The sequence below is a fragment of the Suttonella indologenes genome (assembly GCF_900460215.1).
Classification (GTDB): Bacteria; Pseudomonadota; Gammaproteobacteria; order Cardiobacteriales; family Cardiobacteriaceae; genus Suttonella; species Suttonella indologenes.
Genome location: NZ_UHIA01000004.1, coordinates 822229 through 836793, shown reverse-complemented (window position 1 = coordinate 836793; position 14565 = coordinate 822229). Strand labels below are relative to the sequence as shown.

The 14565-nt window shown below is 43.4% G+C and carries 12 protein-coding genes and 4 pseudogenes; 8 read left to right on the top strand and 8 right to left on the bottom strand.

Features of this window, described 5'->3' with window-relative positions; all coding sequences use genetic code 11:
• Nucleotides 1–271: 271 nt before the first annotated feature.
• Nucleotides 272–1108 carry a hypothetical protein gene (locus DYC63_RS08195; RefSeq protein WP_115218772.1) on the bottom strand — a complete coding sequence of 279 codons (837 nt, stop codon included), beginning with the start codon at nt 1106–1108 and terminating at the stop codon, nt 272–274.
• Between the two features lie 242 nt (nt 1109–1350).
• Nucleotides 1351–2094 carry a 2,3-diphosphoglycerate-dependent phosphoglycerate mutase gene (gene gpmA, locus DYC63_RS08190; protein ID WP_115218771.1) on the bottom strand — a complete coding sequence of 248 codons (744 nt, stop codon included), beginning with the start codon at nt 2092–2094 and terminating at the stop codon, nt 1351–1353.
• 127 nt (nt 2095–2221) lie between these two features.
• On the opposite strand from gpmA, the gene DYC63_RS08185 reads away from it, so the two are divergent.
• The 3 genes from DYC63_RS08185 to DYC63_RS08170 all read left to right on the top strand — a co-directional run bounded on the left by DYC63_RS08185 (nt 2222) and on the right by DYC63_RS08170 (nt 4516).
• Complete coding sequence (locus DYC63_RS08185; protein ID WP_115218770.1) at nt 2222–3310, top strand: DUF3100 domain-containing protein; 1089 nt, start codon at nt 2222–2224, stop codon at nt 3308–3310.
• A 68-nt stretch (nt 3311–3378) separates the two neighbouring features.
• Nucleotides 3379–4277 (top strand): IS630 family transposase gene (locus DYC63_RS13800; RefSeq protein ID WP_425452112.1). Its coding sequence is split into 2 segments (ribosomal slippage): nt 3379–3694 and nt 3694–4277, totalling 900 coding nucleotides; the frame shifts between segments, so codons are not numbered across the junction.
• Nucleotides 4274–4516 (top strand): hypothetical protein, encoded by a 243-nt coding sequence (locus tag DYC63_RS08170; protein ID WP_115218769.1) that lies wholly within the window; start codon nt 4274–4276, stop codon nt 4514–4516. Before DYC63_RS13800 ends, DYC63_RS08170 begins: the two co-directional genes overlap by 4 nt.
• A gap of 122 nt (nt 4517–4638) precedes the next feature.
• On the opposite strand, the gene DYC63_RS08165 is transcribed toward DYC63_RS08170, so the two are convergent.
• The 5 genes and pseudogenes from DYC63_RS08165 to DYC63_RS13795 form a co-directional block, all read right to left on the bottom strand.
• Entirely contained in the window at nt 4639–5919 is a 1281-nt protein-coding gene (locus DYC63_RS08165; RefSeq protein ID WP_115218768.1) for a DUF2254 domain-containing protein, read from the bottom strand.
• A gap of 46 nt (nt 5920–5965) precedes the next feature.
• Nucleotides 5966–7663, bottom strand: coding sequence for a D-lactate dehydrogenase (dld, locus tag DYC63_RS08160; protein ID WP_115218767.1), 1698 nt, complete (start codon nt 7661–7663; stop codon nt 5966–5968).
• A gap of 347 nt (nt 7664–8010) precedes the next feature.
• Nucleotides 8011–8547, bottom strand: a complete 537-nt coding sequence (locus tag DYC63_RS08155; protein WP_245888020.1) for an IS630 family transposase — start codon at nt 8545–8547, stop codon at nt 8011–8013.
• Nucleotides 8547–8849: an IS630 transposase-related protein gene (locus DYC63_RS08150; protein ID WP_112863885.1), complete on the bottom strand. Its 303-nt coding sequence runs from the start codon at nt 8847–8849 to the stop codon at nt 8547–8549. Before DYC63_RS08150 ends, DYC63_RS08155 begins: the two co-directional genes overlap by 1 nt.
• A 176-nt stretch (nt 8850–9025) precedes the next feature.
• Nucleotides 9026–9202: pseudogene (locus tag DYC63_RS13795) on the bottom strand (IS5/IS1182 family transposase); the annotation flags it as partial.
• Between the two features lie 2 nt (nt 9203–9204).
• Between DYC63_RS13795 and DYC63_RS08145 the strand changes: the two are divergent.
• Nucleotides 9205–9636, top strand: a complete 432-nt coding sequence (locus DYC63_RS08145) for a glutamine--tRNA ligase (RefSeq protein ID WP_245888088.1) — start codon at nt 9205–9207, stop codon at nt 9634–9636.
• A 97-nt stretch (nt 9637–9733) separates the two neighbouring features.
• Here DYC63_RS08145 and DYC63_RS08140 read toward each other — a convergent pair.
• Nucleotides 9734–10915 (bottom strand): annotated as a pseudogene (locus DYC63_RS08140) (DEAD/DEAH box helicase); the annotation flags it as partial.
• A gap of 2 nt (nt 10916–10917) precedes the next feature.
• Here DYC63_RS08140 and DYC63_RS08135 point away from each other — a divergent pair.
• The 4 genes and pseudogenes from DYC63_RS08135 to DYC63_RS08120 all read left to right on the top strand — a co-directional run.
• Nucleotides 10918–11151, top strand: a pseudogene (locus DYC63_RS08135) (divalent metal cation transporter); the annotation flags it as partial.
• Nucleotides 11152–11200: 49 nt separating this feature from the next.
• Nucleotides 11201–11539 (top strand): annotated as a pseudogene (locus DYC63_RS08130) (Fe/S-dependent 2-methylisocitrate dehydratase AcnD); the annotation flags it as partial.
• Nucleotides 11540–11619: 80 nt separating this feature from the next.
• Nucleotides 11620–13545 (top strand): nuclease-related domain-containing DEAD/DEAH box helicase, encoded by a 1926-nt coding sequence (locus tag DYC63_RS08125; RefSeq protein ID WP_115218765.1) that lies wholly within the window; start codon nt 11620–11622, stop codon nt 13543–13545.
• A gap of 169 nt (nt 13546–13714) precedes the next feature.
• On the top strand, nt 13715–14515 hold the full coding sequence (locus DYC63_RS08120; RefSeq protein ID WP_115218764.1) for a cation efflux transmembrane domain-containing protein: 801 nt from the start codon (nt 13715–13717) through the stop codon (nt 14513–14515).
• Nucleotides 14516–14565 lie beyond the last annotated feature (50 nt).

Genomic DNA, 14565 nt, shown 5'->3' with positions numbered 1-14565 from the left:
TGCTAGAAGAGAAGAAAAGGCCGTCCAAGGCGGCGTGCCGCAGACAGTTCGGAAGCTGCAGCAAGCTGAGCCGCAGCTGCAAGACCTGTCTGCGGCGGTAAAGACGCTGTTGCTTTGAAAACGGAAAAGGATCAGGGTTTTGGCATGAAAATCCGTGTAGATAGGAATCAGGCGCTGATTGTCTATCCATTTATAGTCTCTTAACTTCAAAATGAGATTATTCTAAGCGCTTCTCCTGACAAAATGTGTATCTCTAAGTCTCATTTTGAAGTTAAGGTACTATAATCTCAAAGAAATATTGATTTTCCTGCAAATGCAGCTGTCCTTTTTCACAAGGCGCGGCAAGCAGGCGTCCGCCATGGAATACAGCGTCTGCACTTCGCCGAAGGCTTTGCGCAAAATCAGGCGGTCGCGCGTACTGAGCATACCGTTTTCGCAATATAGTCAAAGAATTGAAAAGTATTACGGCGTTGGCTCGCCTTGCCGTACGCTCTTGTACTGTCTGCGGCTCGCCGCCTTGTACTACTTTTTCACTTCTCCGACTATAGACCTGTTTAGGCTGAATCTTGAGTTTGTCTGCCAATTTATCATAGGCCAATTGCAGCAATGTGCCGTGCGGGGCGATGAGAATATCCGGCTGTTGCTGCTCGATTTGCTCCACATGACTTTTATAACTGCGAAATAAATCATATAAACGGTAATCCGTTTCTGAAAGCGGCGGCAGGCGATGCATAATATGGCTGAAGTAGAAAAAATGAGCAATGCGTACTTGCGCGGTACCGGCATTGCGGCTCAATACCGCAATAAAATGCGCCATTTTTTTAATTTGCTCTTTTTTATCATAAACTTGCAATTTCCAACCGCTGTGGCGGACCGATTGCATGAAGGTGAAGTATTCCGCTTCTTTATGCCAATCGCCGCCGCGTGCATGAATGCGCATCCCTTCGGCAAACAGTCTGTGATAATCCAAGGCGGGCACGGTACAGAGTGTGGAAAAATCTTGCGCGATGCCTCTGGTGTCCATCATCGGAATTAGGCTGCTGGGCTTGCCCAACCAAGGGCGGTAATACAAATTATTAGCGAGTTGCTGACGGAAATATTGCTGCAATTTCTCGCGTTGATATTCTGCAAGTGCTTATTTGTCTTGGAAATTAAGCCGGTTTAATCTCCGCATGGCGTTATTGATGTCTTTTTCGCCAATCATATATCTGAATATTGAAGATAATTTCCCGAAGGATTGTATCATTATTCATTTTTTTGACAGAAAAATTCAATATAGCGAGGGCTTCGTTTAAAAAAATAAAACGCGCTCTTGTTAGAGAGCGCGTTTTTCGGCTGTTGAAGCGGAAATTATTTTTTGCCTTGATTGGCAACTGCTTCCTGCAATTTGCGGATTTCTTCCGCATCGCCTAAAAAACGGTCGCTGACTAAATTCATATTGTCATCAAATTCAAACAAATATGGGATACCTGTCGGCAGATTGAGGTTTACAATATCTTCGTCTGAAATGCCTTTCAAATGCTTGACGATACCGCGCAAGCTGTTGCCATGGGCGGCGACGATGATTTCCCCTTCTTGTTCCAGAGCAGGTTTGATGTGGTTTTCCCAGTAAGGCAGAATGCGCTCAATCGTATCTTTCAAAGACTCGGTCAAGGGCAAGGCGGATTGATCGAATGCCGCATAGCGCGAATCTTGCTGCGGTGCGCGTTCGTCGGTGGTTTCTAAGGCGGCAGGCGGCACGTCATAGCTGCGGCGCCAAATCAATACTTGCTCTTCGCCGTATTTTTCCGCGGTTTCGGATTTGTTCAGGCCTTGCAAAGAGCCGTAGTGTTTTTCATTTAAGCGCCAATCTTTTTCGACGGGAATCCAATCCAAATCCATCGAATCCAAGGCGAAATTCAGGGTTTTAATCGCGCGTTTGAGGTAGGAAGTAAAGGCTTTTTTGAAGACTAAACCTTCTTTTTTCATCACTTCGCCCGCTTTTTTGGCCTCTGCACAGCCTTGCTCGGTCAAATCGACATTCGTCCAACCGGTAAACAAATTCAGTTTATTCCATTCGCTTTCGCCGTGGCGTAATAATACTAAGCGTTTCATCGCTGCTCCTTTTTGAAAAACAGCGCTTAGTATATATAAAACGATACGATTTCTACAATCAGCATTTTCAAGATATGAATAAATTGTTAGGCTATGTGTTTTTCACACGAGGATACAGAGGATACACATGGAAAATCATCCACAACCGCCGCGCTTGGCATTGCTGCTCGATTGGCGCTTACACGTTTTTGCCGCCGTTTTGGCGTTAGCAGCCGAATATGTGGGCATTGCGCGCCTGCCGATCGGCATCGGCACCTTGGTTTTATTGCCGCTTTTATACGCTTTTATCGTCGCCTTGCTGCTCAATCCGAATGTGATTGCGCCGATGGAAACAATCATGCCAGCCAAAACGGCACGCTGGTCAACCTATTTGGTGACCCTGAGCGTCATGCCCTTTATTGCCAAATTCGGCTTCGGTATCGGGCCGAAAATCGAAGAAATTTTAGCCGCCGGTCCAGCCCTGCTTTTGCAGGAAGTCGGCAATGTGGCGACCGCGCTGTTTGCGCTGCCTATTGCTGTTCTCGTGTTCGGTATGGGGCGTGAAGCCATCGGCGCAACGCATTCGGTAGCGCGCGAACCCAATGTTGCCTTGATTGCGGATAAATACGGTTTGAAAAGCCCCGAAGGCATCGGCGTTATGGGTGTTTATGTGATGGGAACGCTGTTCGGCGCGATTTATTATTCGCTTTTATCGAGCATGATTGCCTCATGGAATCTGTTTGACGTCCGCGCTTTGGCGATGGGCTGCGGCGTAGGCAGCGGCAGCATGATGGGCGCCTGCGCGGCGGGTTTGTCGGAAGTCTTGCCCGAACACAAAGAAAGCATTACCGCTTTCGCCGGCAGCTCCAATCTCCTGACTTATGCCACAGGCTTATTTGTCAGCGTCTTCATTGCCCTGCCTTTTACCGAAAAATTTTATCAATTGCTGAGCAAATGGCGCAAAAATCCAGAACAGGCGCAATTTGCCGCAGAAGACAGTCAATTGCATAAAGACGCACCTTTGTCTTTTGCCACAAAAGCAATTGTTTTAGCGATGATTATGCTGATTATGGCATTGTCCAACTGGATGGGCAGCAAGGCTTCGGTCAATCCGATTGAAGCATTCGGCGGTTTATTGATTATTTATCTCTGCTGCTTGGGCGGCATTTTGCTGCGCGACCTCATCCCTGTGGATATTCCTGCGATTGCTTGGATTTCCGTCTTAGGAATTGTATAACCAACAAACCTTGAAAAAATACCAACCATCCCCATATCTCCATCACCATTCACTAATCACTACTTCAAATGGCTTATTCACTAGAAATCAGACAAAAAGCCTTGGCTTATTATGACAAATGCAAGAACATTGACCTTGTTATAGAAGCTTTTGGTGTATCAAGACACACCGTGTTTCGTTGGAGACGACAACTTAAAGAAACAGGAAATCTGTCTTGTAAAAAACCCACCAATAGACCCAGAAAGTTTGACAGAAAAGAGCTTCTTGCTTACGTAGAAGCAAATCCTGACAAATACCTACGTGAAATTGGTGAAGTATTTGGGTGTAGTGATATGGCAATCCATAAAGCACTCAAAGCAATGAACATTACTCTTAAAAAAAGACCACAACTTATAAAGAGCAAGACCCAAACAAAGTCAAAAACTACCAAGACAAATTAACCCAACTACAAGCTACGTCCAAACAAGGTTATGAGCTTGTCTATATAGATGAGACAGGCATTGATACTTACCTACACCGCACTCATGCAAGAAGTCTAAAAGGTCAAAGGGTTTGTGACAAGATAAGTGGCAGACGCTATCAACGAGTATCCTTAGTGGCAGGACAAATAGGCAGCAAAGCTAAAAACTTGATTGCTCCACTCATCTACAACAATACAATGACAAGTGCTTTGTTTGAAACTTGGTTTAAACAAATGCTACTGCCTTGTCTTAATAATCACACAAAACAAACAGGCAAGCCTTGCATCATCATCTTAGACAATGCAAGATTTCACAGAATGAAACACTTGCAAGAGCTTATCAATAACACGCCATACAAACACATCATCTTACCATTACCACCTTACTCACCTGAGCTAAACCCAATAGAGCAAACTTGGGCAACGATTAAAAGATGGCTTAGAAGTCATTTGTCAGAGTTTGATACAATCGAAGAAGGTTTGAAGTGTTATTTCGGGGTTTGTTGAGTATATTATCCCTGCCTTATTTCCCTGCCGCCGAATTTCTGCTGGCGCAAGTGAATAAAGTCGATGCCTTGCCGCTGCTCACGCCCGTCTTGGTCTATGCCGGCTTTGCAATTTCGCACATGGAAGTGAATTTATTCAAAAAATCCGGCGTGAAAATAGCGCTGGTCGCTTTATTGACCTTTACCGGCACTTATCTCGGCTCCGTATTGATTGCTCAAGCGTTTTTACCTAGCGCTTAAATATAGAACCGCCGCAAGGCGGTTTTTTATTGGCTTTGCATAGTCAAAGAATTGAAAAAGTATTACGGCGTTGGCTCGCCTTGCCGTACGCTCTTGTACTGTCTGCGGCTCGCCGCCTTGTACTACTTTTTCACTTGTAGCGCAGATACCTTGTCCGCTGCAAAGAGCATACGGTGCTGTTGCAGGAGTTTTTGTCGATCGTCTTCAAAATCCAGTATTTGTTGGAAGCGCTTTAAAGCGGCTTGGGCGGTATCGGCGGCTGCAACGGCTATTTGCGGGTCTCGGCAATCGGCGGCAATGCCGGCTAAAACGCTTTGCATACTGGCGCCGACTTCGACAACGCCGGCGCCGTCGCGTGCGATGGGCAGGAAGGTGTGGGCAATCCAGTCTTGCACATCGGCGGCGATGATTGAGAGCCGATCGTATTCCCCTTTCTCCCGCTCGGGCATTTTTTTGCTCAGCAATGCCAAGATGATGACCATGATATTGATAGCGGTACCGGGATCGTTGGTGCCCGGCGAGAGCGCGCGCTGTGCCGCTTCGCTGAGGACGTTCAGCCCCCATTGCGGGTCTTGCGCATAAGTGCGCTCATAATTGACGACAAAGCAGTCGGCAAATGCTTGGGCGGCGGAGGCTTCCACTTGCGCGGATAGGCAGGCGATTACGCTGTTTTTGGTCAGCAGTTTGCCGGGTCTGACGGTAATCGAAAGATAGGTATCGTGTTTTTCAGCCAGTTTTTGCAGGGAAGCCATGTCGATATGGGTGAGATAGCCGGCTTGTCCGGCATGGATGGCTTGGGCGGGGTGCTGCAAATTGCCCTGCCATACGGCGCCCATATCAGGGGATTTGTAATAGTTTTGCAGAGCATCTTCGGTTTTGGCGCTGATTTTGTGCAGGGTATTGCTCAGGCTGCCTAGTTGCGACAGGGTCGAGACCCAACGGATGAGGGTAACAATCAGATAAAACACGACGATAATCGTGCCGATGAATAAGATAAAGCGTCCGTTTTGTCCGTAATATTCCATGCCGATGGCAGTTTTGGCAATCATGGCGTAGATAAAGGCGGCGATGAAACTGGCAATGGTGGTACGCGTATTGTCATCTCCCATAACCAAGCCCATGGCACGCGGCGTGGTGCTGTTCGCGGCGGATGAAAATGCCGAGACCATGATGGATAGAGAAAAGGTACTGACCGAGAGCATGCTGGAGGCAAGAATAGTGAGCAAGTCTTCGAGAGTGCTGCGTTCGATGTTCGGCAGAGCGTCGGTTTTAATCATTTCGCCGAAAAGTCGTGCGATAAAAGCCAGTATGACGGCAAATGCCGCCCAATAGGCAGGCACAAGCCAGATTTGATTGCCGGGTTTTTTCAGGACAATCAGCCAGCGATACAGTGTATTTGTCATAATGATAAGGGGCCTTAAAAGTTTTATTTTTATGGAGGGACGGCTCTTAGCAGCCGCAGTCCGTCCAATGTTTGCCTTTGGGCGTTTTGCCGATGCCGGGGTTTAGGGCGTTGCAGGGGTCTTTGGATTGATAGAAGGCGCGCAGGACGGCTTTGGCATGATAGAGATGTCCCACATTGTGTTCGGCGGGGTATTCTGCGCCGCGACTGTCGAAAAACGCCAGCAGTTGCGCTTTGATGGCTTCGGCGTCCGCGCCTTTTTTCAGGATGTAGTCTTGGTGCATGACGTGGCAGAAGAAATGTCCGCAGTAGAGTCTTTTCTCGATTTGCGCATCGAGTTCGGGCGGCAGTTGTTCAAACCATTGCGATTCGTTGCGCTTGAGCGCGATATCTAAGGACATGATGTCGCCGACGTCTTTGTGATGCACTTGCCAGTAGCGTCCCGTTGCGCCGCCGATAACAAAGCGGTGCAGAATGGCTTTGTCGCCTTCTTTTTGATTGCAGGCGTAAAAATCACCTTCGCGTTTGCGGAAAAAGGCGCTGAGGTAGTCGCGCGCCGCTTCAATGCCGCTGTCGCTCATTTTAAGGATGAGATGATGCTCGAAGCGCTCGCGGTAGCTGCGCATAAAGGCGGGCAGATGGCTGGGCAGAAGGTTCATGCAGCATTGTGTGAAGCGGTCAGCAAAAAAACGCGGCATGAAGGGCAGTTTGGCGCAGAGGCGGTCGACGGTGTTTTTCAAGGCGAAGAAGGCGGGAATGCGCTTGGTGCCGAAGCTGTCGATGATGCGGAAGGTGTCGCGTCCGTAGCGTTCGGCAAGATCGAAGAAGCCGCAGTGGATGTATTCGCCCGAGACGGGCAGTTCGGCGAAATGCTGCAAGATGTGGCGGCGGATGTCCGTGAGGTCTTGCGGATGATTGGTGCCGATATAGAAGACTTGTTCGCGTTCGGGCTTGGGAAAGGTGTCGATGCGCACGGCAAAGACGATGAGTTTGCCTGCCGAGCCCGATGCGCCGTAGAGGCGGCGTCCGTCATTGTTAAAGCGTGAGGGGCTGTCGGCATCAACATCGCGCACGCGCTGTTCGTATTCGCGATCGGAAGCGGCTTTGTCCTCGTTGCGGATGTCGCTGTCTTGATAGCGGCGGTTTTCCAAATTTTGCAGGATTTCTTCGGGACTATCGCCGAGTTCGATGCCGAGTTCGTTATGCAGCTCAAGTTCGCCTTGGGCATTGAGTTGCGCGTATAAGGAGAGTTCGGTATAGGCGGGGCCGCGCTGAATCAGGGCGCCGCCGGAATTATTGCAGATGCCGCCGATAATCGAGGCGCCGATGCAGGACGAACCGATGACGCTGTGCGGCTCGCGATGATGCTCCGCCAGCATGTCTTCAAGCTCGAAGAGCGATGCGCCGGGCAAGGCAACGGCTTGTGTGGCTTGTTTAATCAGATGAATGCCTTTTAAGCGGCGCATGGAGAGAATGACGACCGGACGGTCGTAATCACCTTCGGGGGTGGAGCCGCCCGTGATGCCGGTATTAGCGGCTTGGGCGATGATAATCATGTCTGCTGCCGCGCATAATTGCGCCGTGCGCCACAATTCGAGCAAAGAGCCGGGCAAAATTACGGCAAAGGCGCTGCTGTTGCCGTAGCGGAAGCCGCGCGTGTAGGGCAGCATCAGGGCAGGGTCTTGCAAAACGGCATCTTTGCCGACAATGGCGGCGCTTTTTTGGATAAATTCGGTCGGAAGCATGGTTCTCTTTTCGTCGCTTAACATGTGGATTGAATGTATTGTGTGTTTTTGTATAAATAACGTTATTTTTTGTTTTTTATGCTTGGTTTAACATAATTGGGTCTGTTGACAATCACCTTAAAGCCATAAGTGTTGCAGCGAGGTAAATGTTTGCCGCAAAGGATCTGCTGTTTTCTCCGAAGGCATGGCTATCTTCTTAAACTCCTTTAAATCACAGAAAACATTTTCTACCAAATGACGTCATTTGTACATATGCCGGTCATAAGCGCGTTGCAGTTTTCGCTTGCTCGTCGGCGCAATCACCGCTTGGCAAGCTCCTTCGTTCAGTTCCTCTATAGTCAAGGAAATCAAAAAGAGTTACAAATCCACAAGAAGTAAAAGAATAGTTTATCGATGCAATTTAATCGCCAATCCTTGCGTTTACGTTTAAGCCAAGCCCACATTTTCTCGATTGGGTTCAGATCCGGACTGTATGGCGGCAGCCATAAAATATGATGTCCCGCATCTGCAATAAGCTCTTGGGTATCCTGTCTTTTGTGAAAGCTGGCATTGTCCATAATAATGACGCTGTTTTCAGGCAATTGTGTTAACAGCAATTCTTCTACCCAACAATGAAATACATCACTATTAATACTGCAATCGTAAAGCCCTACCGCAAACAACTTGTTCTTATGTATTGCCCCAATAGCATTGCTTTGATTCTTGAGTTGCCAGTTGTACTTTCCTAAACAAGGACAGCCTTTGTGGGAATAGCCGTAAGCTCTGTTCTCATGAGATTTAAAGCCGCTTTCATCTAAGTAAATCAGGGTTCTGCCTTCAGCTTCAAATGCCGCTAACTGCTTAAGAAATAATAGGCGCTGTTGTTTGTCTGCTTTCGGATGAATTAAGGTCTTTTTTTTCGAGTAATGCCGACACGTTTTAATGCTATGGCAATAGCTCTGTCGCTACAGTTAAAGCGTCTTGCCCGTTCATAGCAATAGTCATCAGGATAAGCTTGGACGTCAGCCATTAAAGCTTCATTATCGATTTTTGCCGGTTTGCGTTCGTACTTCTTGCGTTCTATGCTTTTCTTCCAACGTTGAATAGTTGTTGCGCTGAGTCGATATTCTTCAACAAGCTTTCTGTAGCTATGACCTGATGCCAGCTTGTTCAATATCATTTGTCTGTAATCTTTTGAGTATGCCATAAGTTTTAGTGTAACTGTTTTTTGATTCCTTGACTATAACAAGCCAATCTGCATCAAAGGCTTTGTCTATAGTCGAAGAATTGAAAAAGTATTACGGCGTTGGCTCGCCTTGCCGTACTATCTGTACTGTCTGCGGCTCGCCGCCTTGTACTACTTTTCCACTTCTCCGACTATACCAGTAAAGCATTAAACTCTCTGTCTTTAATTAGTGCTTCGACACCGACAATGTCGTGACGTTGCCCGAGTAATAGGGTGAATGAAACCAAATTGCCCAATGCGTCGACCAAGGCCAAGATTTTGGTACTCATGCCACCTTTGGATTTACCATCCGCCTGCCAAATGGAAACGCCTCGCCTTGGGCGAAAGCGTACGCCTGCGCGGTTCTTACGTCATCACCTGTGAAGAAGTTATCAAAGACGAAACCGGCAATATCATCGAACTCAAATGCCGTCATGACCCCGATACGCTAGGCAAAAATCCTGAAGGCTACAAAGCCAACGGCGTGATTCATTGGGTCTCCGCTCCGCATGCCGTCGATGCCGAAGTCCGCCATTACGGGCTCTTATTCAATCAAGCCAATCCGATGGCGGCGGAAAACTTCCTCGACACGCTGAACCCCAACTCCCTGCAAGTGCTGGATCATGCCAAAGCCGAACCCGCGACAAGAGCGGATATCGGCACCAATTACCAACTGGAACGGCAAGGCTATTACGCCATCGACCCCGACAGCAATGCGGACAAATTGGTCTTAAATCTTACCGTCAGCCTGCGCGAAACAGGCAAATAAAACGATAAGCGCCCTAGCGGCGCTTATTTATTTTCCTTCTTCATCACAGTGATAATGACTTAGGCAAACTTTATAATCGGAGAAATAAATATTAACACTATGGTTCTTTTATAATTACCGTATTATATAAGCCTATATGACCCTCTTTTTTATCAATCCCCGCATATTCAAGACTGGCATCTTCATAACGCTTAAATTTATACACCGCATCATTCATCACCGCTTCATCAAAAACATTTAAAGAGACGAGCAAAGAAAAATCCGCCTGTGATAAACCTGTTACCTTAGTAAATAAATCCGGCTCCAATTCCTGAATCACGTCTTTTAAACTATGTTCCCGATAATCGCTTAAATACATAAAAATCGGAATGCGTGTGGCAAATTTAATCAGTTTATCTTGAATTTGTTTTCGCAGGGATTTTTGTTTCTTTTCTTCATCGCTTAATGTTTTTTTATCCTCTTTTGATAGTTCGCCGTCATTGTCTTTGGCTTTTTCTTTTAAGCCTTTAATTTTTTCCGAGCGATTAATGACCACTTCAATATCATCATTTAGGCTTCTAAACTCTTCAATTTTCATCAAAGCGTCCATGGCTTCTTGATTGCTCATCAGATTTTTTAAGGTGATGTCATCAACATTGACCAATAACGCACTTTGCCAGCGTCTTGCCAACAGCGTGGCGGTCGTGCCGCTCATCGCCATGTCCAACAATAATTTGGCATCCACCTGTTGCATGGCACTGCCGTCATAGGCAAGCACGGGCAAAAAGGCAATGAATTCGGCGACTTTACTCTCTGGATTGCCCTCTTTTGGGTTTAGTTGATGGGCATAATCAGCGATTTGGCGTAAGGCACGATTGGGGGCAAAGTCAAAAATATAACATTGATTTTTAATCACAGTTATCCCATCATCGCCTTGCACTGTCCAAGGCGTTTGCACCCGAAATCCTGCCTGAAAATAAGTCTCAGGGCTGGCACAATTTCTGAGCATAAAAATCCCCGTCCACGCAGGCACGCTAACGCCCGTCATCAGCTTACCGCAAGATAGGGTAATGGTTTTTGTACTCAAAGGATTATTGCCAATGGCATCATTAACAGGGGCTAACGCCTTATCGCCCATGCCTGCCTGATTGCCTGCCGCCACAATGATTGTGTAGTCATGATAAAATTTATTATTGGGGGCTTTTAATAAATTTGCCATGGCATAACAACTGGCAACACTTGGCAAAAACCAAAGTGTGTGCAATAAACTGTTTAATAAATTATCATCACTAAATGGCATGATTTGGTGGGTTTATTGTCATTGCTTTTTTTACAGGTCAGCTTGGCAATATGCTCAAATTTGCCATGAGTTCTGCGTTTGTGTCTGCGCCTGTTTTTGCGTGGCTAAACTACTCTTTGGTACGCTCAGAACAAAAGCTGTCATCTGACATTCAAGCGTTGTCAATCATCGGTTTTATGTTTTTGCTTGGATTTGCTTTGTTATATGTTGCCAATACCATGGGCATTTTTGGCTAGCAAGCAAATAAACTAAAATTAAAAAATCAGGGCTGATGGTTAAGGCTAAAGCCGAGACTGGGCAGCCAAAGGTGTGCGATTAGCTGGCGTGGAAGCCATTGTTGCCGAAGGGCTTGAACGCATTCACAGAACCAACCTTGTGGACATGGGCGTGTTGCCATTGCAATTTGTGGGTGGCGAAAATCGTCATACGCTAAAATCAGACGGTATTTATGGCGTAAAAGGCGAAATTAGCCCCCATTGTGGTGAATTGACACTAACACGCACCAATGGCGCGATTGATGAAGTGCCTGTAACTTGTCGCTTAGATAGCGATGCGGAAGTTAAGACTTATAAAGCAGGTGGGGTGTTGCAGCAGTTTGCAGGGGAGTTTTTGGTGGATAGATAAACTTTAGTTCCTTAATTAGTTAAGGTAAGGCGGTTTTGTGGTAAAATCATCTTTTCATTAACTTAACAAGGTTGTTAAATATGGCTATTATATATCCAAAAATAGAAAGTATTAAAAAATGGGTGATTCAACCTACAGAAGGTGAATGGTTTTTATTAAATTATTTAAAAGATAATTTAGACAATTCTTTTGAAATATTTTTTAATCCGTTTTTAGATGGAGATAGACCAGATTTTGTCGTTTTAAAGAAAAATGTTGGTGTTTTTATAATTGAAGTTAAGGATTGGAATATTAATAGCCAAAAATATAGAATAGATTTATTTAATAAATGGTATTTTAATTCAAACTCAGGATATAAAGTAATTAAATCTCCATTCTCACAAGCATTTAACTATAAAAAGAATTTTTATGATATACACATTCCATTATTGGGAATTAAAAATGTTATCAACCCTTATTTTTTCAATGTTATTGATATTTTTGTATATTTACATTGTACTGATAAAGATGTTTTTGAAAGGTTTTATGAACAAAATAATCAAATATTTAACCAATATGTTTCAGATTTCAGCAAGGGAGTGTATGTAAATTTCCCTATGGATAAAATTGAATATTATAGAAAAAAACAACAAAGAGATAAAAATTTGGCAATATTTCAAGAAAATACTGATAGAATGGTTAGGCGGATTATGAATAGAAATCAACACCCATTATTTACTGATGACATATATGATGAGTTTAAACGCAGATTATCGCCGTCACAATTTATTTTAGAGCAAGGAAAAATTATTTATTTAGATAAAAAACAGGAAAAACTTGCTCAAAGTAGTGTAGGTTTACAGAAAATCAAAGGAGTGGCAGGTTGTGGCAAGACGGAAGTTTTGTTAAATAGGGCTATTAATGCAATTAAAAGAACCAATACAAACAATGTTTTGATTTTAACCTATAATAATACTTTAAAACCATATCTAAAATATAGGTTATATGGTATTTTAAGACGAGTAAATAAAGAAAAATTTGATGAAATAGAACGAGATATATTTGAAATTACAAATTATCATCGTTTCTATATAGCACAAGCCAATAACTTGAACATAGATATTCAAATCATGAATACTGATGGATTAATAAATGAAAATCAATCCAGGAAAAATATATTCTTAAATAATAAAGAAAAATATGATGTAATCTTGATTGATGAAATTCAAGATTATGAAGCAGATTGGATAAAGATTATCCGAGATAGTTTTTTAGCTGAAAATGGCGAAATGGTAATTTTTGGTGACCAGACACAAAATATCTATAAAAGAGACATTAAAAATAGAGAAAGCTCGTTGGTTCACGGTTTTGGAAAATGGCAAGCATTAAATAAATCTTATCGATCTTATTTAAAGTTAATTGATGTTTTTTCAAAGTTTAAAGAAAGCTTTTTAATTGAATACAAAGAAGAAGAGAGTTATGAGTACAAAGAACCAGCACAGGGTAGTTTTGATATAGGACACGAGGCTATTATTCATCAGAATATTAACTCCTTAAATGATGCTTGTGAGTGCATTAGAGCTATTATCAGAGATAACAAGTTGATTCAAAATGATACTTGCGTTTTATCATCAAAGATTTTGACTTTACAACAAATAGAAAATAAGTTTTCCGATTATGAGAAAACAACAACAGCATTTGAAACATTTTCAGATATTAAGGATATTGAAATATCAATAGATAAAATTCCTAATGAGCAATTAAAGAAAAATAGTAGAAAATTCAAAATTGAAAAGCTCAGAAAAATTAAAAAAGACCATTTTCATATAAATTCTGGATTGGTTAAATTTTCTACCATTCATAGCTTTAAAGGTTTAGAGATAAAAAATGTATTTATTATTGTCCATCAAGATGATAGTCCAGAGATTATATATACAGGAATAACTCGCTCTATTGAAAATTTATTTATTATCAGTATTGGTAATACACAATATAATGATTTTTTCAAATCTGTTGTAACTGGCTAAAAAGGAGCAAATCATACAAACCCCTACCCGTGCCACCTACATGCGTGGCGGTACTTCCAAAGGTAAATTTTAACCTAATCAATTTACTCAAACCATCCAAAAATTACCAAGCAGCAATATAAACACAGATTTATTTGAGCCAACCTGATCAAAACAAGGAACTAAATAGATGAAAAAGACCATTTTTAACATTGCTAAAATGGACTGCCCGTCCGAAGAGCAGCTCATTCGCATGCGTTTAAAAGATGTATCTGATATTTATGAATTACAGTTTGATATTGCTGGGCGGTGCTTAACCGTCTATCACGATAATCAAGATACAACGATTTTACAAGTACTTGAACCGCTTAATTTTGATAGTCATATCATTTTCACCGAAGTGATTGTTGATAAGATAGTGTTTAATAAGCCTGATGAGCGCTTAGAAAAAAGATTATTATATCAAGTGCTCATGATTAACTTTGTGTTTTTTATCATAGAGTGTTCGGTTGGTATTTTTGCTAATTCTATGGGGCTGATTGCTGATAGTCTAGATATGCTGGCGGACAGCTTTGTCTATATATTGGCGCTATCAGCCATTGGTATGACGCTGGCGTATAAAAAACGTGTGGCATTTTTGGCGGGGATAACGCAGATAATATTGGCGTTATTTGGGGTGATAGAAGTGATTAGGCGTTTTATCGGTACTGAGCAGCTGCCCAATTATCAACTGATGATTGGCACGGCATTTTTGGCATTGATTGCAAACTGGCTGTGCTTATATCTACTGAGCAAAAATCAAAATAAAGAAGCCCATATCAAAGCCAGCATGATTTTTACATCCAATGACATTATCATCAATATCGGTGTGATAGCGGCGGGAGCATTGACGTTATTGACTCATTCTAGCTATCCTGATTTAATCATTGGCATGATTGTCTTTGTCATTGTACTATTTGGTGCCAGAAATATTTTAAAATTGGCAAAATAATTCCTTTCACCAGCAAAGGAGTTTTTATGCAAATATCGGTCAAAGCTACC